Origin of the sequence: Streptomyces sp. NPDC093089, from assembly GCF_044754405.1 — a bacterium.
Classification (GTDB): domain Bacteria; phylum Actinomycetota; class Actinomycetes; order Streptomycetales; family Streptomycetaceae; genus Streptomyces.
Genome location: NZ_JBIVPA010000003.1, coordinates 13,346 through 31,085, shown reverse-complemented (window position 1 = coordinate 31,085; position 17,740 = coordinate 13,346). Strand labels below are relative to the sequence as shown.

Here is a 17,740-nt window from a genome sequence, read left to right as displayed (position 1 = left end):
GCCGCCCGCCCCGATGCTCCATCCGGCCCAGGAGGCGTGCCGGGCTCCCGGCGCGCGCCGGACCCGGGGGCGTCCGGTGCCCCGCCGCGCCGTGCGTTCCGTGTGCGGCGCGCACAGCGTGGCGGCGATGATCCATGTCACTGCCATGGGACCTTCAGAAGGCCACGGGGCAGCCCTTAGCGTTGCCGAAACGAGCCGGGCGCGACGCGGGCGGGTGCCGCTCCGAGGGCGGCAGGTACCCGGGGTGGAGGCGACCCGTAGGGCTCATCACCGGCAGGGTGAAGGGAGCAGGATGTTCCGCAAGGTGCTGGTAGCGAACCGCGGGGAGATCGCGATTCGCGCGTTCCGGGCGAGCTACGAACTGGGGGCGCGCACGGTGGCGGTCTTCCCCCACGAGGACCGCAACTCTCTGCACCGGCTGAAGGCCGACGAGGCGTACGAGATCGGTGAGCCGGGCCATCCGGTGCGGGCCTACCTCTCCGTGGAGGAGGTCGTCCGGGCGGCCCGTCTGGCGGGTGCCGACGCCGTCTACCCGGGGTACGGCTTCCTGTCGGAGAACCCGGAGCTGGCGCGCGCGTGCGAGGAGGCGGGCATCACGTTCGTGGGGCCTTCCGCGCAGACCCTGGAGCTCACCGGGAACAAGGCGCGGGCCGTGGCGGCGGCGCGCGAGGCGGGCGTGCCCGTGCTCGGTTCGTCGGCGCCCTCCACGGACGTGGACGAACTGGTGGCGGCGGCCGAGGGCATCGGCTTCCCGGTGTTCGTCAAGGCCGTCGCCGGCGGCGGCGGCCGGGGCATGCGGCGGGTCGAGGACCCGGCGACGCTGCGGGAGTCCATCGAGGCGGCGGCGCGCGAGGCGGAGTCCGCGTTCGGCGACGCGACCGTCTTCCTGGAGAAGGCGGTCGTCGACCCGCGCCACATCGAGGTGCAGATCCTCGCCGACGGCGAGGGCGGTGTCATCCACCTGTTCGAGCGCGACTGCTCGCTGCAGCGCCGCCACCAGAAGGTGATCGAGCTCGCGCCCGCCCCGAACCTCGACCCGGTGGTGCGGCAGCGGATCTGCGACGACGCGGTGCGGTTCGCCCGCCGGATCGGCTACCGCAACGCGGGCACCGTGGAGTTCCTCCTCGACCCCGACGGCAACCACGTCTTCATCGAGATGAACCCGCGCATCCAGGTCGAGCACACCGTGACCGAGGAGGTCACCGACATCGACCTGGTGCAGTCGCAGCTGCGCATCGCCGCCGGGGAGACCCTCGCGGACCTCGGTCTGACGCAGGAGTCCGTCGTCCTGCGCGGCGCCGCCCTGCAGTGCCGGATCACCACCGAGGACCCGGCCAACGGCTTCCGCCCGGACACCGGCATGATCAGCGCGTACCGCTCGCCGGGGGGCTCCGGCATCCGGCTCGACGGCGGCACCACCCACGCCGGTACGGAGGTCAGCGCCCACTTCGACTCGATGCTGGTCAAGCTGACCTGCCGGGGCCGCGACTTCGCGACCGCCGTCGACCGGGCGCGGCGCGCGGTGGCCGAGTTCCGCATCCGTGGCGTGTCCACGAACATCCCGTTTCTGCAGGCCGTGCTCGACGACCCGGACTTCCGGGCCGGCCGCGTCACGACGGCGTTCATCGAGGAGCGGCCGCACCTGCTGACCGCACGTCACTCGGCCGACCGGGGCACGAAGCTGCTCACGTACCTCGCCGACGTGACCGTGAACAGGCCGCACGGCCCGCGGCCCGAGCTGGTCGCCCCGGCCACGAAGCTGCCCCGGCTGCCCGCGGGGGAGCCGCGGGACGGCTCGCGGCAGCGGCTGGCCGCGCTCGGCCCCGAGGGCTTCGCGCGGAGCCTGCGCGAGTCGCCGACCCTGGGGGTCACGGACACCACCTTCCGCGACGCCCACCAGTCGCTCCTCGCGACCCGGGTCCGGACGAAGGACCTGCTGGCCGTCGCCCCGGCGGTGGCGCACACGATGCCGCAGCTGCTGTCCCTGGAGTGCTGGGGCGGCGCGACGTACGACGTGGCGCTGCGCTTCCTCGCCGAGGACCCGTGGGAGCGGCTGGCCGCGCTGCGCGAGGCCGTGCCGAACATCTGCCTGCAGATGCTGCTGCGGGGCCGCAACACCGTGGGGTACACCCCGTATCCGACGGAGGTGACGGACGCGTTCGTGCAGGAGGCCGCCGCCACCGGCATCGACGTCTTCCGGATCTTCGACGCGCTCAACGACGTCGACCAGATGCGGCCCGCCATCGACGCCGTACGGGAGACCGGCACGGCGGTGGCGGAGGTGGCCCTCTGCTACACGTCCGACCTGTCCGACCCGGCGGAGCGGCTGTACACCCTCGACTACTACCTGCGGCTCGCCGAGAAGATCGTGGCCGCCGGGGCGCACGTCCTCGCGGTCAAGGACATGGCCGGCCTGCTGCGCGCCCCCGCCGCGGCCAGGCTGGTCACGGCGCTGCGCAGGGAGTTCGACCTGCCGGTGCACCTGCACACCCACGACACGGCGGGCGGTCAGCTGGCCACGTACCTCGCGGCGATCCAGGCGGGGGCGGACGCGGTGGACGGCGCGGTCGCCTCCATGGCGGGCACCACCTCGCAGCCGTCGCTGTCGGCGATCGTGGCCGCGACCGACCACTCCGAGCGGCCCACCGGCCTCGACCTCCAGGCGGTCGGCGACCTGGAGCCGTACTGGGAGAGCGTCCGGAAGATCTACGCGCCCTTCGAGGCGGGTCTGGACTCGCCGACCGGGCGCGTGTACCACCACGAGATCCCGGGCGGGCAGTTGTCCAACCTGCGCACGCAGGCCGTCGCGCTCGGTCTCGGCGACCGCTTCGAGGACGTCGAGTCGACGTACGCCGCCGCGGACCGGATGCTGGGCCGGCTGGTGAAGGTCACGCCGTCGTCGAAGGTGGTGGGCGACCTCGCCCTGCACCTGGTGGGCGCCGGGGTCGCGCCCGAGGACTTCGAGGCCGCGCCGAACCGGTTCGACATCCCGGACTCCGTCGTCGGCTTCCTGCACGGCGAGCTGGGCACGCCGCCCGGCGGCTGGCCGGAGCCCTTCCGCACCAAGGCCCTGGAGGGCCGCCCCGCCCCCAAGCCCCCGCGGGACCTCACCGCGGAGGACCGCACCGGCCTCGTCAAGGACCGGCGCGCCACGCTGAACCGCCTCCTCTTCCCCGGCCCGACGCAGGCGTTCGAGGCGCACCGCCAGGCCTACGGCGACACGAGCGTGCTGGACAGCAAGGACTTCTTCTACGGGCTCCGCCCGGGGAAGGAGTACGCCGTCGACTTCGGGCCCGGCGTGCGGCTGCTCATCGAGCTGGAGGCCGTCGGCGAGGCCGACGAGCGCGGCATGCGCACCGTGCTGTCCACCCTGAACGGCCAGCTCCGGCCGATCCAGGTGCGGGACGAGGCGGCGGCCGCCGACCTCCCGGTGACCGAGAAGGCCGACCGGTCCGACCCCGGCCATGTCGCCGCGCCGTTCGCGGGCGTGGTCACGCTGGCCGTCGCCGAGGGCGACGAGGTCGAGGCCGGCGCGACGGTGGCGACGATCGAGGCGATGAAGATGGAGGCCTCGATCACCGCCCCGCGCGGCGGACGGGTGTCCCGCCTGGCCATCACCAGGATCCAGCAGGTGGAGGGCGGCGACCTCCTCGTCGAGATCGGGTGAGGCGGTAGGGCGTGTCCCCGGTTCGGCGCCTTCGCCCCGGCTCCGTTTAAGCGGTGACGAAATGGTGGTCGGGGCGGGCGCCCACGGCGGAAGGTTCTTCCCGGCACCCGGTTGCGGGTGCCGGGACCCACACCACCTTCCACCGTGAGGACGGCCATGACCCGCAAGACCACCGCCGGGACGACCCCGGCCGCCAGCCCCGACCGGACGTTCCGGGGCCTGAAGGCGCTCGCCCTCGGCCTGACCGCGCTCGCGCTCGGGATCGCCGGGACCACGGCGCCGGCCACCGCCGGGCCGCTGATCATCACCGGTTCCTCCTTCACCGGCGACCAGCTCGCCGACCTGGTGAAGAAGGAGGGCGACTCCTTCCGCGTCTGGCAGAACACCGACGGCGACGACCGGGTCTGGCCCTGGGGCAGCACGGGCAAGGTGCACGGCAGCGGCTGGAGCGGTGTCGACCCGAGCAAGGTGTACTTCACGAACCTCGACGACGACGGGTTCAAGGACCTCGTACTGCTCGACGGCGACAGCTTCCGCGTCTGGACCCACAACGGGACCCCGACGTTCGGCGCCAACCCGTGGACCGTCCCTCCGTTCCGGACCGGCGGCGGCTGGTCCGGCCACGACCCGTCGGCCATCTGGTTCGCGGACATCAACGGCGACGGGGAGGCCGATCTCATCCAGCGGAGCGGTGACGTGCTCCGGTACTTCCGCAACCTCGGCGGCGGCAAGAGCTGGGCCGCTCCGGTGACCATCGGCTACGGCTACGGCGGCCACAACCCCCGGGCGATCTGGTTCGCCGACCTCAACGGCGACCAGCGCGCCGAGCGCATCGAGCGGTTCGGCGACCAGTTCATGGTCGCTCCCAACACCACGGGCGCCGGGGGCGGTTGGCCCTACGGGACGGTGTACTTCACCGGTTCCGGCTGGTCCGGGCACGATCCGGCCGCCATCTGGTTCGCCGACATCACCGGCGACAACCGGGCCGACCTCGTCCAGAAGTCCGGTGACACACTGCGGTACTACCCGAACAACGGCTCCGGCAGCGGCCACACGAACTGGGCCGCGGGCGTCGGCGCCGGCAACGGCTGGTCCTCCGTGGACCCGAAGGGCATCTACTTCGCCTGATCCCTGAGGTACGGGGGTCCACAGGGATACGGCGGCGCCCAGGAGCGGCCCCGGAGCCGGGTCACGGCTTCGGGGCCGCGTGCTGCGCCGGAGCCCCCAGCAGCTCCCCCGCGAGCGGTGTCCGCTGGTGCAGCATCCAGCGCCCCGAGCGGCGCGAGGTGACGAGGCTGCAGCGCCGCAGCACCGACAGGTGCTGGGAGACCGCGGCCGAGGTGAGGTCGAGATAGGACGCCAACTGGCTGGTCGACAGGGGCAGATCGAGGTGCGCGAGCAGCGCGGCCCTGCTCCGCCCGATCAGCTCGGCGAGCGGCTGCGCCGTCCCGCCGGACGTCTCGTCCGTCCACAGCCGGCCGATCCCGCGGGGCGAGTACGTGAGGGTCGGCTGGTACGGCTCGTTGTGCAGCACGAGGAGCCGCGGCCACGCGAAGACGCACGGGACGAGCAGGAGTCCCGCGCCGTCCGGTGAACGCCGAGCCGAGTGGAGGGGTTTGTCGATGAGGAGCCGGTCCACCTCGTAGCGCGCCTCGGGGTGGAGGTCGTCGAAGACCTTGGCGAGGCCGCCCGTGGTGAGCTGGCCCGCCCGGTGCGCGATGTCGGCGTCGTGGAGGGCCCTCAGCCGGGGCCACACCGGCTCGACGGCCGCCAGCCAGTAGGCGGCCATCGCGTCCACGACTTTGGACAGTTCGCGCTCCGGGTCCTCGCGCAGCGGTCGCAGGAGGGCGGGCAGGCCGTCCCCCGCGCCCAGTTCGTCCAGTGCCGTCCGTACGACGTGGGCGGGTGTCGCGGCGATGGCGTCCAGCTCGTCGCGGAAGTCTCCGGTGAGCGCCTCCGGGGGCGGCGCGAGGAAGTCCGGGACGATCCGAGGGCCCTGTGCGAGCGCGCACAGCACCCGCAGGTCGAGGCCGCGCACCCGCCCGGTCGCGAACTCCAGCCAGGGCCGGTGCACCACGGCGTGGCGCGTGCCGGCGAGCACGGGGACGCTGTGCACGAGCTCCTCCAGCGGGGAGCGTGCGAACCGTATCCGCGTCAGATCGTCGGGCCCGAAGATGATCTCGATCACGCCAGGGAGCGTACCGCCGGCGGTCGCCGGGCACCTCCGGGCCGCCTCGTTGAGACTTAGCAACTAAGAAGCTTAGAATTCGCGGAGCCTTCGCACGACCGGTCGCCCACCCGGGGCGACGGCGGGGGCTCCGCCGTGTCCGCGGGGCGCAGTCCCGAACGGCGGGTCGAGCAAGACGAGAAGGGGCTCCTCCGTGGCTTCCCACCGCCGCCCGAAGCAGACCGGTCCGCGCTGTAACGGGGTTCTCACCGTGACGGCCGCGGCGGCTGTCGCCCTCTCCACCCAGACGGCCTCCGCGGACCCGCTGCCCGACCCGAACAAGAAGGGCGTGCAGGCGCAGATCGACCGGCTCTACGAGCAGGCGACGCAGGCGACGGAGAAGTACAACGGAGCCGGCGAGAAGGCCGAGACGCTGAAGAAGCAGGTGGCGGCCCTCCAGGACGCCGCCGCGCGCAAGCAGGGCGAGCTCAACGAACTCCGCGACCGGATCGGCACGGTGGCGGCCGGCCAGTACCGCGCGGGAGGTCTCGACCCCGCCCTGCAGCTCTTCCTCTCCGGCGACCCGGACACCTACCTGGAGAGCGCGTCCGCCCTCGACCGGGCCGGCGACCGGCAGTCGGCCGTCCTGCGGCAGTTCCTCTCCCAGCAGCGGGCGCTCCGGCAGCAGCGCACGGAGGCGTCCGAGAAGCTGCGCGACCTGGACGAGGTGCAGACGGAGCTCGGCCGGCGGAAGGGCGAGATCCAGGGCAAGCTGCGCGAGGCGCAGCGGCTCCTCAACACCCTGACGGCGGAGGAGCGCGCGCGGATCGCGGAGGCGGAGGACCGCGCCAACCGCGCGAGCTCCCGGGTCGACCTGGGCGACGAGACGAGCGCGTCGTCGCGGGCGGCCGCCGCCTTCGCCGCCGCCAAGAGCCGCGTCGGCCTGCCGTACGTCTGGGGTGCGAGCGGACCGGCGTCCTTCGACTGCTCGGGCCTCACCTCGTGGGCGTTCCGTCAGGCCGACGTGTCCATACCGCGCACGTCGCAGGCCCAGGCGAACATCGGCACCCGCATCGACTCCCTCGGTGCCCTCAGGCCCGGCGACCTCGTCCTCATGCGCACCGACCTGAGCCACGTCGGCTTCTACGCGGGCAACGGGCAGATCCTCCACTCCCCCAAGCCGGGCGCGCAGGTGCGCTACGAGTCCATCGCCCGCAGCGGCATGCCCTTCATGTGGGGTGTGCGCGTCGGCTGACGTCCCGCACCGTCGACGGCCTCCCCGACCTGCCCGTCTACTATGAAACCGAGTGCGGGAACGGCGGAGAGGACACGGCGCATGCGTCGGCTGGGGGAGCTCGAGGCGGAGATCATGGACCGCTTCTGGAGATGGGAACGCCCCGCGACCGTCCGCGAGGTCGTCGACGACATCAACCGGGACCGGGACGTCGCCTACACCACCGTGACCACGGTCACGAGCATCCTCTTCCACAAGGGCCACCTGACGCGCACCCGCGAGGGGCGGGTCTGGCACTACGAGGCCGTCGCGTCGCGCGAGGCGTACGCGGCGGCGCTCATGGAGGACGGCCTGGGGGCCAGCGAGGACCGGCCGGCGGCCCTCGCCCGGTTCGTGGAGAACCTCGACGCCGACGAGATCGCCGCCCTCCGCAAGGCCCTCCGCGACGTCGGACGGCGGGACGAGGAGTGAACGCGGCCCCGGCCCTGCTGGGGTACGCGGCCGTCGTGGGCTTCGCCGTGCCGCGCCTGATGACGCGCAGCGCCTGGCCGTACCGGGCTCCCGCGCCGGCCGTGGCCGTGTGGCTCGCCCTGACGGTGTCGTTCACGCTCGCGGTGGCGCTCGCCGCCTCCCAGCTCGCGACGCCGACCGAGCACCTCCACGCGGGGCTCCTCGGCCTGCTGCACGCCTGCGGCCTCGGCACCTCGGCGCCGGTGCCGAGCCCCTCCACCGCGCAACGGCTGGCCCTGGCCATGCCCCTCGTCGTCGTCACCGCCGTCGTCGCGGCCTCCCTCCTCCAGCTCGCCCGCACGGGACGCGCGCGCGCCCGGCACCGCGACCGGCTCGACAAGGTGGGGGTGCGCTGCGACCGCCTCCGCGTCACGGTCCTCCCCCACGCCACGCCGGGGGCGTACTGCCTGCCGGGGTTCCGGTCGCGGATCGTCGTCAGCGACGCCGCCGTGGAGCTCCTGACGGAGGAGCAGATGGGCGCCGTCCTCGCCCACGAGCGGGCGCACGTCGCCGGCCGCCACCACGTACTCCTCGCCGCCGCGCACGGCTTCGCCGCCGTCTTCCCCCGCCTTCCGCTGGCGCGCCTGGCCCGCGAGCAGCTGGCCGTCCTCCTGGAGATGACGGCCGACGACCGCGCGCTGCGGCAGCACTCCCGCGAGGTCCTCGCGACCGCGATGTACGAGATGGCCGCGAGCCGCGCCCCCGAAGGCGCCTTCGCCGTGGGCGGGTCGACGGCACTGCTCCGCATGAGCCGCGTCCTGGCCCCCCACCGGGCCCCGCACCCGGCCTTCCGCGGTTCCATGGCCTCGGTCGCCCTCGCCGTCCCGCTGCTTCCCCTGCTGGTCGCCTGCCCGCCCGGCCTCTGATCCGTCCGAGGCCGGGCGTCGCGCCGCGAGGGCTACCGCGCTACTTCAGGTACCCGAGGACCGTCATCATCCCGGACTCGGCGTGGTGGACGTGGTGGCAGTGGACCATCCACAGGCCCGGGTCGTCGGCCTCGAAGTCGACTTCGAGGCGCTGCCCCGGCAGCACGATCGAGGTGTCCTTGCGGGCACCGCCGCCGGCGAGCGCGGTCAGCGGAAAGGCCCCGCTTCCGGCGGTGACGGGGGCGTCGACGATCCGGAGCCCGATCCGGTCGCCCGGCTTGGCCGTGAAGGTCCTCGGGTCGTCCGACGTACGGCCGTCGACCAGGTGGTGCGGGTAGCCGACGTCGCCCGCGTCACCGCCGAGGAGGTCGCTGGTCGCGCCCATCAGCATGCGGGAGGGTCCGATCGGTGCGGGAGGAGCGGACTCGCCGGCCGCCGTCGGCGTGCCGGACATGTCGTGGTCCCGGGCGCCGGAGGCCTCGCCCGGGTCCGTACCGCCGTGGTCCATGCCGCCCATGCCGCGGGTGAGTTCGGCGAGGACGGCGTCCGGGGTGGAAGGCGCCTGGCCCTCCCCGAGCAGCAGCGGGCCTCCCTGGTGGTGGGACCCACTGCTGCTCGGGGAGGGGTCACTTCGCGTTCAGGAGCGTCGTCGCCGAGTCCACGAACTCTCCGAGTGCCTCCTCCAAGGCGGAGTACGCCTCCCTCGACCTCTTGGGGTTCGGGGCCGACAAACCCTCTTCGTCCGCTTCGCCCAAGCCCGCCTCCCCCAAGGTGTGGGAGAGTCGGTCCGCTCGCTCGCCGATCAGCCTTGCCTGATCGGCCACGCCCTTGGGACCTTCCAGCTCCACCATGGCCACCGTCGCCTCGACCGCCTCTGTGTCTCTCGACTCGGGCGTGATCTTCTCCGTGAGTCGCGCGATCTCGGCCGCATCCAGCATGAAGCCGGCGTCGTAGATGCCGTGCGCGAATCGTTGCAGGCCACGGATCCGGCCCGCCTCCACGCGGCGCTTCGATGCCGGCCCGAGAGCGGGTCCCGTAGCCGCGGACGCCCGATGGGTCGGCAGTCCGGAAACCCAGCTGCCGACCACCGGCCTGATGGCAGGCTCTGCCCATGGCTCCCCTTCGTTGCGAAGCGGTCCGACGGGTCGATGACGAACCCCAGCCCGCTTGGTCGAGGTCCGCTTCGCCGATGCCCACCATCAGCAATGGGTCTTCGTCCTTGACCGTCGGCCGCTCTACCGCTCTGCCGCGCCGGCTCGTCGACGCCGGAGCTCCGGAACGACGTCTGGGTGTCGTGCTGCCGTCCGGGGCATGGGGCTCGTTTCTTTGCGGCCGTGGGTCGTGAGTCACGCCGCCGTGGTGCGGAACGTGCTGGGGCTGAGGCCCTTGTGGCGTTTGAAGGCGGCGCTGAAGCCGAAGGCGTCGGCGTAGCCGATGGTCTTGGCGATCTGGGCGATGCTGAGGTCGGTGTCGGCGAGGAGGGCCTCGGCGTCGTCCATGCGGCACTCGGTGAGGTAGGTGAGGGGCGGACGGCCCATCAGCTCGGTGAAGCGCCGGGCGAACAGGGCCCGGGAGACGCCGGCTTGAGCGGCCAGTGACGCGACCGTCCAGCTCTCGGCGGGCCGTCCGTGGAAGGCGTGCAGGGCGGGGGCGAGGACAGGGTCGGCGAGGCCGCGGTACCAGTCGGGCGCGTCGGCGCCGGCCCGGTCGAACCAGGTGCGCAGCGTGCAGACCAGGGCCCAGTCGAGGAGCCGGTCCATCAGCGCCTGCGAACCGGCGGAGAGCCGGGCGGCGTCGGCGGCGGAGTTCTCCAGCCAGGCGCAGACCTCGGCGTCCTCGGAGATGACCAGGACGGGCGGCAGGGCGCGCAGGAGTCGTTCGTGGCGGTGTCCCGAGGCACGGTAGGCGCCCATGATGAGCGCGGTCGCTTCCTCCGGGCCGGTGCCCCAGTGGATGCCGTCGAGTTCCCGGCCGGTGCACGCGGCGTCCGCGGTGAAGCAGTTGATCTCGTACGCGGTGTGGGGGCGGTGGACGGTGTCGGGCTCGTCCGCGAGACGGAACCGTGCGGGGCCCCGGACGATGGCCGTGTCGCCCGCGCCGATCGCACGTTCGGTGCCGTCGGGCAGCAGCAGCGTGCCGCCCCCGCGCAGGACGCTGACCATGGTGAGCGGAGCGGCGTCGGCGAAGGTGATGCTCCAGGGCGCCTTCAGGACGGCGTTGGTGACGACCGAGCCCTCGGCCCGGATGCCGCTCAGCAGTGAACTCAGAGGATCCACAGCGCAATCGTAGACGATCTCCTATGCCCGGGAGAGTTTCTCCCATGGATCATCCACGGCGCCGCGGTTGTACTGGACTCACTGCACAGATCGAGCCTTCAGGAGACACCGTGCCGCAGCACAGCAGTGACACCAGGACAGCCCTCGTGGTCGTCGCGCACCACCGCAGCGATTCCCTCACCGCCCACACCGCCCGCCGCGCGGCCGCCCAGCTCGAGGCCGCCGGATACCGCATCGACCTGCTCGACCTGCACGCCGAGGGGTTCGACCCGCGGATGAACGTGGAGGACCAGCCGGACTGGGGCAACCGGGAGAAGCCGTACTCGGAGGAGACGCACGCCCACATGCGGCGGATCCTCGACGCCGATGTCGTCGTCGCCGTCTTCCCGGTGTACTGGCAGAGCGTGCCCGCGGTCCTCAAGGGGTGGATCGACCGCGTATGGAACTACGGGTTCGCCTACGGCCGCAGCAAGCCCCGTCTGGCGGGCAAGCGCATGCTGTGGCTGGCCCTGGCCGGCGCCACCTCCGACGACCCCGTAGCGGAGTCGATGCACTCCGTCCTCGAGGCCAACCTGAGCGACGGCATCGCCTATTACTGCGGCTTCTCCCGTTCCACCGTGGGCCTGCTCCTGGACGCGGAGGAGCGACCGCAGCGCATCGACGCCGAGGGCAATCTGCTGGTCGGCGAAGCGGTCGCCGGCGTCGAGCGGGAGGCGCAGTACACCGATTTCGACCGTCGTGCGCGGAAGTTCGTGGAGGAGTTCCTCGCGGACGAACTCGTCGCGGTCTGACAGCCTCCGGATCTCGTGGACCGGCACTGCGGCAGTGCGTGCGGGACCTGGCTCCCGGCTCTTCGCGCACGTGACCGCATGTCGAATGTCAGGTCGGCCCGCGCCATCCGTGTGAGGGAGCGCCCGACGTCGCGATCAAGCCGAACACGGGGCGCGGGGCATGGGCCGATGGGTGGTGGGGCACCGATGGTCGCGTGCCCCAGACAGACGAGACACAGCGATTCACCGCCTTGTCGGCACGGCTGACAGGCTTCGACGACGGGGAACTGACGGCCACCGGGCTCGTCGAGACGTACCGGGCGGTCGCCGCGGAGCGGCTCGGCGCGGAGGCGTACCGACGCCTGCTGAACGGGACGGAGGATCCGGTCGGCGCGCCGGACGGCGAGCGGGCGGTGTCGGCCCGCGCGGTGACGTACCTCTGGTACACGGGGAGTTGGCCGGGTTCGCCGCCGCGCCTGGTGTCCCCGCGCGGCTATGCCGAGGGCCTGGTGTGGAAGGCGGCCGGTCTCACCGCGCCCGCCGCGGCTCCCGGAGGGTACGGGAGTTGGGCCGAGGGGGCGGGTCGGTGACGCGGTACGACGTGATCGTCGTCGGCGCCGGTGTCGCGGGGTCCCTCGTCGCCCACCGGCTCGGTCGGGGCGGGCGGCGGCGGGTCCTGGTCCTGGAGGCGGGCGCGGCGGACCCCCGTGTCCACGGGGCCGACGCCGACCCGCTGACCGCGTACCTGGCGGCCGCCGGTCGACTGCCCGGCACCGGGCACCGGCCGCATCCGGCCGCGCCCTGGCCCGAGGTGGCGGACCTCGCCGGCGCGGACGGGACTCCCGGCTTCCGGGCGGCGGGGCACCTGCGGCAGGACGGCCCGCTGCCGTACGCCAGCGGATACGTCCGGGTGAACGGCGGTACCGGCACCGTGTGGACGGGGCTCGCGCCCCGCATGCTGCCTGAGGACTTCGACACGGAGTCGTTCGGGTACGGGCGGCGGTGGCCGCTCGGCTACGACGACCTGGAGCCCCATTACCGGGCGGCGGAGGAGCACCTGGGGGTTGCCGCGGACGCCGACGAGCAGCGCGCGCACCTCGGTCTGCGCTTCCCCGACGGTTACGTGTTCCCCATGCGACCGCTGCCCGCCGCGCGCCTGGACCGCGTTCTCTCGGGCCGGCTCGACGGGCGGCGCGTCAAGGACCCCGTCGCGCTGAGCGAGGTCGAACTGAAGGTGGTCGGCACGCCGCACGCCCGCAACGGCGTCCCGGATCCCCGGTACGACGGCGGCCGGGGCTACGTTCCGCGCGGCCGGGACGGGCTGCCCGATCCGGGCAACCGGTGTGTGGGAAACGCGAGTTGCATTCCACACTGCCCCTCGTACGCGAAGTACACCCCGCTCAAGACCCAGGGGCGGTGGAGCACGTCCGTCATGCTCCGGGACCGGTCCGTGGTGAGCCGTGTCCTGGTCGACGGGCGGGGGCGCGCCACGGGCGTGGAGTACCGCTCGTACGACGGCGAGGTGTCCGTGGCGCACGCCGATGTCGTCGTGCTCGCCGCCCACGCGGTGGAGAACGCGCGACTGCTGCTCCTGTCCGGGCTCGCCGGGCGCAGCGGCCAGGTGGGGCGGAACCTGATGGACCATCCGGTCCTGCTGACCTGGGGGCTGCTGCCCGAGGGCGAGCACGGGGGGTCCTACCGGGGGCCCGGGTCCGTCTCCGGCTTCGAGGGCTTCCGCGCGGGCCCGGCGCGTCGGCTGCGGGCGCCGTTCCGCGTGGAGTTCGGGACGTGGGGCTGGATCTGGGCGAAGGGGCCGGTCGAGACCGACGTGGACCACTTCCTGAACGAACGCGGCCTGTTCGGAGGGGAGTTGAGGGCTGCGCTCGGGGACAGGCTGCGTCGGCAGTTCGCCTTCCAGTTCGAGATGGAGCAGGGCGCCGACCCGGCGAACCGGGTCACCCTCCACCCGTCCGAGCGCGACGCGCTGGGCCTGCCCCGGCCCCTGGTCACCTACGACCTCGACGAGCACGTCAAGGAGGGCATGGCCGCCGCCCGTGCCGTGTCGGACCAGCTCTTCGCGCTGCTCGGCGCCGAGGACCACACGGACTACACGCCGTCGGCGGCCTGGCCGGGGCGCTTCGAGCACCGCGGCCGTACGTACGGCTACCGCGGGGCCGGCCACGCGGCCGGGACCCACATCATGGGCGACTCCCCCGCCACCTCGGTGGTGGATTCCTGGCAGCACTGCTGGGACCACCCCGGCCTGTACGCGGTGGGCTGCGGCAGCATGCCGTCGGTGGCCACCTCCAACCCGACCCTGACCATGGCCGCGCTGGCCCTGCGCAGCGCAGAGCGCGTGGAGGCGGACCTGACGGCCCGCGACCGAGCCCTGACCACCGGCCCTACCACCCCGGGAGCCCCCGCGTGAGCCCGCTGCCCCTGCCGCCCGTGCCCGAACCCTTCCAGCTGCCGTTCCACTACGGGGCGCTGCACCAGATCGGCGTCGACTGGCTGGTGGACCCGGATCCGGTCCACGCCCTGCTCGCCAAGCACCATCCGGACCTGACCGCCGCCGCGTTCGACGACGGACGCGCGCTGGTCTCGCTCAACTACCAGCTGTACTTCGCCCAGTACGCGTTCGGCGGCGGCGTCACCCAGGAGATCGAGTTCAACGTCGTCGCCTTCCCGACCGCCGAGGCGGACCGGCTGCCGCGATTGACCTACGACGAGTACGCGCAGGGCTGGGACCAGACGAAGCTGCTCGGCATCGCCCGCCTGCACGTCGTCTGCGACAACCCGTTCGCGATCAGGGCCGGGAGCGAGCTGTACGCCGAGCCGAAGTACCCCGGCTGGTTCGAGGTCGGCCTGCCGTCCCTCAACGGTCCCGCGGGGGCGACCTGGACCGTGCGCTGCAAGGCCGCCGGGGTCGGCCCGGACGACACCCTGGAGCGGGGGTCGGCGCCGCTGCTCGACCTCGCGGCCAGGCTGGACGGCCTGACCGCCGTCGCGGCCAACTCCGCCCCCGTCACCGGCTACGGCACCGACCGCGAGGGACGCCTGCTCGCCGGCCCGATGAACGTCTACCGGCCCTACTCCTGGTACGACCTCTCCGCCGCCGAGCACTCCGGGCGCACCCGCCTCGCCGTCCACGCTCCGGACGGCGACCTGGGCCGCGACCTCCGCACCGTCCTCCCGGACGGCACACCGGCGGCGGGCGCCTGGACGTACCAGTCGCCGCCGGTGGCCGCCCACAACCGCCCGTACTACCTGTCGGCGGGCCCCCGGCCGTAGGGGTGTCCCACCGATCGGTCGGTGCGCAGGGCGTCGGCGATGCCCCGGGCCAGGAACGGGATCCGGTGCGCGGGGACGCCCGCGATGTTGATGCGGCCGGACGTGGTGCCGTAGATGCCGGAGCGGTGCCGCATCCGGCGCATCTGCTCGGGGGTGAGGGGCAGCATCGAGAACATGCCCTTCTGCCGTGCGAGGGCCCGCGCCGGCTCCTCGTGGCCGAGGGCGGCCAGGTGGGCGACGAGGTCCGTCCGGTTGGCCGTGACGCGGTGGCGCATGGCGTCGAGTTCGGCGAGCCACACGGCCTTCAGGCGCTCGTCGCCCAGGACGGTGGCGACGACGGCGGCGCCGTGGTCCGGCGGCATCGAGTAGAGGGTGCGGGCGGCGTTCTGCAGGGCGGTCTCGACGTGCCGGAGCGCCCGCGCGGAGGAGCCGAGGACGACGGCGCAGCCCGTGCGGTCGCTGTAGAGGCCGAAGTTCTTGGAGCAGCTGACGGCGATCAGCACTTCGGGGAGGCGTTCGGCCAGCATCCGGGTCGGGCTCAGGTCGGCTTCGAGGCCGTCACCGAGGCCGTGGTAGGCGAGGTCGACGAAGGGGACCCAGCCGTTGGCCTCGGCGAGCCCGGCGAGCCGTTCCCACGTGCCGAAGGAGGGGTCGGCCCCGGTGGGGTTGTGGCAGCAGCCCTGCAGCAGGACGACGTCGCCGGGCCCCGCCTCGCGGAGGTCGTCCAGGAGGTCCTCGTCGTCCGGCCGCCCGGCGGGGCCGAGCCAGCGGTACGTGCGGACGGTGAGGCCCGCGCCTTCGAGGATGGGGCGGTGGTTGACGTACGCCGGGTCGCTGATCCACACCGTGGTGCCGGGGCGGGTCTGCCGTACGAGGTCGGCGAGGAGGCGCAGGGCGCCGGTGCCCGCGACGGTCTGGACGGCCGTCGCCCGCGAGGTGAGGGCCTCGGTGCCGAGGACGGTGGCGAGCATGGCGTCGTTGAAGGCGGTGTTGCCCGACAGGCCCAGGTACTCCTTGGAGCCGGAGCGCTGCGCCAGCCGTATCTCGGCCTCCTTGACCGCGGCCATGACGGGTGTGACCCCGGTGTGGTCGCGGTAGACGCCGAGGACGAGGTTGAGGCGGTCGGGGCGCGGGTCGGCGGCGTACTCGGCGGTCAGGTCCCACAGCGGGTCCACGGGCGGGGCGGGGAGCAGCTCAAGCATCGGCGGACACCTTGGTTCGGGAGGAGCGTCGGCGTCCGTTGGCGAGCGCGACACCGAGGGTGATCAGGGGGACGCCGACCACGACGGGCAGGGTCGGCGACTCGTGGAGCAGGGGAACGGCGAGCAGGACGACGGCGACGGGGCTGAGGCTGCCGACGACGGAGCTGCGCTCCGGGCCGAGCCGGCGGATCGCGAAGGCGTAGAGCAGTCCCGCGCACAGGCCGACGCCGAGGCCCTGGACGACGAGGAAGAGCGCGATGTCGGCGCCTTCCGCGCGGGCGAGGCCGGTGGGCAGGACGCCGGTCAGGCTCAGCAGCGCGATGACGGCGAAGGAGGGCAGGCAGAGCAGGCCGATGGAGCCGACGGGGTCGAGGTCGACCTCGCGCAGGCCCACGGTGTAGAGCGCCCACAGTCCGCTGGCCACGAGCAGCGTTCCCGTACCGAGGAGGACGTCCGCGTCGAGGGACGCGGTGTAGCGCCACACCAGGGCCACGACGCCGGCCACGATGAGGGCGAGGCCGGCCGCCTGGGTGCCGCGCGGGGCGCTCTTGCCGCCCGCGACCATCAGGGCCGAGACGAACAGCGGGACCATGCCGGGCACGATCGCCCCGACGAAGGCGGCCGACGTCAGGGAGCCGCCGTACATGGCGGCGAGGAAGAACGGGACCCCCGCACCACAGATGATCTTGGCGGCGGGGCCGGGGCGCACGGCGGCCAGCCGGCGCCTGCGGCGCCACAGGGCCGGGGCGAGGACCACGAGGGGCACGCCGAAGCGCAGCAGCGCGGCGTCCGCGGGCAGCAGCGTCGAGCTGCTCAGGGCGCGGGCGCTGAGCGCGAACGCGGCCCAGATGGTCACGGTGAGCAGCAGCGCGAGCATGCCGACGGCGTGCGGCGAGATCCCCGGGAACCGTCCGGCGCGGGGTTCCGCGTCCTGTCCGCCGGACGGAGCGCGCCCGTCCGGCGCCTCCGCCGTGCTCGCCTCCGCCGATTGCGTTACGGCCACCGGCCATTCCTCCCGCTCGTAGCCTCTCGGGCGGAACCGACGTCCGGCTTCACCCCCGGGCAGCAACGCTAGGGCTTCGGGCGGGGCAGGCGATTGCCAGTTATGCCCTCCAGGCATAGCGTGGGGGCAGAATCTGCCAAGTCCAGCCAAGGAGAGCCCATGGACGCCGTGGACTTCCAGATCATCCACGAGCTTCAGGCGGACGGGCGCCTGTCGAACCAGGACCTCGCCGACCGGATCCGGCTGTCCCCCTCCCCCTGCCTGCGCCGGGTGCGCCGCCTGGAGGACTCGGGACTGATCGGCGGCTACACGGCCACCGTCGACCAGGTCGCCTTCGGCCTCCCGATCACCGTCTTCGTGCGGATCCGCCTGGAGCGCCACACGGCCGAGGCGGTCAACGTGTTCGAGCAGCACGTCGGCCTCATCGACCACATCCAGGACTGCTATCTGATGGCCGGCAGCAGCGACTACCTGCTCAGGGTCGTCATCGAGAGCCTGGAGGCCTACGAGGCCCTCGTCCGCACCCGCATCCACGCCATCCCGGGCATCGCGTCGATCGAGTCCAGCTTCGCCTTCGGCAGCGTCAAGCAGTCCAGGGTCTACCCCAGGCCGGGCGTCCCGTCCCGCCCGCGCACCGGCGGCACGGGCGGCTGAACCCGGATCGGCCGCCTGCGGCGGCCCGCCCGGTCGACACCGCCCGGTGGGCGCCCGTCAGCGGGCGCCCGTCGATGGGCTTCCGCAAGATGAGGGCCCG

At 73.3% G+C, this 17,740-nt stretch carries 15 protein-coding genes and 1 pseudogene; 10 read left to right on the top strand and 6 right to left on the bottom strand.

Annotated elements, in window-relative coordinates:
* The first annotated feature begins 292 nt into the window (after nt 1-292).
* Both ACIQFX_RS07115 and ACIQFX_RS07110 read left to right on the top strand, forming a co-directional pair.
* Nucleotides 293-3,667, top strand: a complete 3,375-nt coding sequence (locus ACIQFX_RS07115; protein ID WP_402459654.1) for a pyruvate carboxylase — start codon at nt 293-295, stop codon at nt 3,665-3,667.
* Between the two features lie 156 nt (nt 3,668-3,823).
* A complete protein-coding gene (locus ACIQFX_RS07110) occupies nt 3,824-4,795 on the top strand; it encodes an FG-GAP repeat domain-containing protein (protein WP_402459652.1) in 972 nt (323 codons plus the stop codon).
* Nucleotides 4,796-4,856: 61 nt separating this feature from the next.
* Here the strand turns inward: ACIQFX_RS07110 and ACIQFX_RS07105 are convergent, their stop codons facing one another.
* A complete protein-coding gene (locus tag ACIQFX_RS07105) occupies nt 4,857-5,855 on the bottom strand; it encodes a DUF5937 family protein (protein WP_402459649.1) in 999 nt (332 codons plus the stop codon).
* Between the two features lie 193 nt (nt 5,856-6,048).
* Between ACIQFX_RS07105 and ACIQFX_RS07100 the strand changes: the two genes are divergently transcribed.
* The 3 genes from ACIQFX_RS07100 (at nt 6,049) to ACIQFX_RS07090 (ending at nt 8,444) form a co-directional block, all read left to right on the top strand.
* Nucleotides 6,049-7,089, top strand: coding sequence for an NlpC/P60 family protein (locus ACIQFX_RS07100; RefSeq protein WP_402459647.1), 1,041 nt, complete (start codon nt 6,049-6,051; stop codon nt 7,087-7,089).
* Between the two features lie 81 nt (nt 7,090-7,170).
* A complete protein-coding gene (locus tag ACIQFX_RS07095; RefSeq protein WP_402459645.1) occupies nt 7,171-7,539 on the top strand; it encodes a BlaI/MecI/CopY family transcriptional regulator in 369 nt (122 codons plus the stop codon).
* Nucleotides 7,536-8,444, top strand: coding sequence for a M56 family metallopeptidase (locus tag ACIQFX_RS07090; protein ID WP_402459644.1), 909 nt, complete (start codon nt 7,536-7,538; stop codon nt 8,442-8,444). Before ACIQFX_RS07095 ends, ACIQFX_RS07090 begins: the two co-directional genes overlap by 4 nt.
* Before the next feature lie 40 nt (nt 8,445-8,484).
* Here the strand turns inward: ACIQFX_RS07090 and ACIQFX_RS07085 are convergent.
* The 3 genes and pseudogenes from ACIQFX_RS07085 to ACIQFX_RS07075 form a co-directional block, all read right to left on the bottom strand.
* Nucleotides 8,485-9,015 (bottom strand): annotated as a pseudogene (locus ACIQFX_RS07085) (multicopper oxidase domain-containing protein); the annotation flags it as partial.
* A 55-nt stretch (nt 9,016-9,070) separates the two neighbouring features.
* Nucleotides 9,071-9,532 (bottom strand): hypothetical protein, encoded by a 462-nt coding sequence (locus ACIQFX_RS07080; protein WP_402459642.1) that lies wholly within the window; start codon nt 9,530-9,532, stop codon nt 9,071-9,073.
* Between the two features lie 258 nt (nt 9,533-9,790).
* Nucleotides 9,791-10,720: an AraC family transcriptional regulator gene (locus tag ACIQFX_RS07075; protein ID WP_402459641.1), complete on the bottom strand. Its 930-nt coding sequence runs from the start codon at nt 10,718-10,720 to the stop codon at nt 9,791-9,793.
* Nucleotides 10,721-10,830: 110 nt separating this feature from the next.
* Here ACIQFX_RS07075 and ACIQFX_RS07070 point away from each other — a divergent pair, with 110 nt between their 5' ends.
* The 4 genes from ACIQFX_RS07070 to ACIQFX_RS07055 all read left to right on the top strand — a co-directional run bounded on the left by ACIQFX_RS07070 (nt 10,831) and on the right by ACIQFX_RS07055 (nt 14,781).
* Nucleotides 10,831-11,511: an NAD(P)H oxidoreductase gene (locus ACIQFX_RS07070; protein ID WP_402459640.1), complete on the top strand. Its 681-nt coding sequence runs from the start codon at nt 10,831-10,833 to the stop codon at nt 11,509-11,511.
* Nucleotides 11,512-11,705: 194 nt separating this feature from the next.
* Nucleotides 11,706-12,080: a hypothetical protein gene (locus ACIQFX_RS07065; protein ID WP_402459638.1), complete on the top strand. Its 375-nt coding sequence runs from the start codon at nt 11,706-11,708 to the stop codon at nt 12,078-12,080.
* Nucleotides 12,077-13,918, top strand: coding sequence for a GMC oxidoreductase (locus ACIQFX_RS07060; RefSeq protein ID WP_402459636.1), 1,842 nt, complete (start codon nt 12,077-12,079; stop codon nt 13,916-13,918). Before ACIQFX_RS07065 ends, ACIQFX_RS07060 begins: the two co-directional genes overlap by 4 nt.
* Nucleotides 13,915-14,781, top strand: a complete 867-nt coding sequence (locus ACIQFX_RS07055; RefSeq protein WP_402459634.1) for a hypothetical protein — start codon at nt 13,915-13,917, stop codon at nt 14,779-14,781. Before ACIQFX_RS07060 ends, ACIQFX_RS07055 begins: the two co-directional genes overlap by 4 nt.
* Here ACIQFX_RS07055 and ACIQFX_RS07050 read toward each other — a convergent pair.
* Together ACIQFX_RS07050 and ACIQFX_RS07045 are read right to left on the bottom strand one after the other, a co-directional pair.
* Entirely contained in the window at nt 14,754-15,983 is a 1,230-nt protein-coding gene (locus ACIQFX_RS07050) for an aromatic amino acid transaminase (RefSeq protein WP_402459632.1), read from the bottom strand. The genes ACIQFX_RS07055 and ACIQFX_RS07050 overlap by 28 nt on opposite strands.
* The gene (locus ACIQFX_RS07045; protein WP_402459631.1) at nt 15,976-16,986 is read right to left on the bottom strand and encodes a DMT family transporter; all 1,011 of its coding nucleotides are present in this window, start codon (nt 16,984-16,986) and stop codon (nt 15,976-15,978) included. Before ACIQFX_RS07045 ends, ACIQFX_RS07050 begins: the two co-directional genes overlap by 8 nt.
* A gap of 159 nt (nt 16,987-17,145) precedes the next feature.
* On the opposite strand from ACIQFX_RS07045, the gene ACIQFX_RS07040 reads away from it, so the two are divergent.
* Nucleotides 17,146-17,640 carry an Lrp/AsnC family transcriptional regulator gene (locus tag ACIQFX_RS07040; RefSeq protein WP_402459630.1) on the top strand — a complete coding sequence of 165 codons (495 nt, stop codon included), beginning with the start codon at nt 17,146-17,148 and terminating at the stop codon, nt 17,638-17,640.
* Nucleotides 17,641-17,740: the final 100 nt, after the last annotated feature.

Bases quoted from the DNA above. Each gene is read 5' to 3' on its own strand.
- ACIQFX_RS07095 (WP_402459645.1), top strand. From the start codon at position 7,171: ATGCGTCGGCTGGGGGAGCTCGAGGCGGAGATCATGGACCGCTTCTGG.
- ACIQFX_RS07115 (WP_402459654.1), top strand. From the start codon at position 293: ATGTTCCGCAAGGTGCTGGTAGCGAACCGCGGGGAGATCGCGATTCGC.
- ACIQFX_RS07050 (WP_402459632.1), bottom strand. From the start codon at position 15,983: ATGCTTGAGCTGCTCCCCGCCCCGCCCGTGGACCCGCTGTGGGACCTG.
- ACIQFX_RS07110 (WP_402459652.1), top strand. From the start codon at position 3,824: ATGACCCGCAAGACCACCGCCGGGACGACCCCGGCCGCCAGCCCCGAC.
- ACIQFX_RS07040 (WP_402459630.1), top strand. From the start codon at position 17,146: ATGGACGCCGTGGACTTCCAGATCATCCACGAGCTTCAGGCGGACGGG.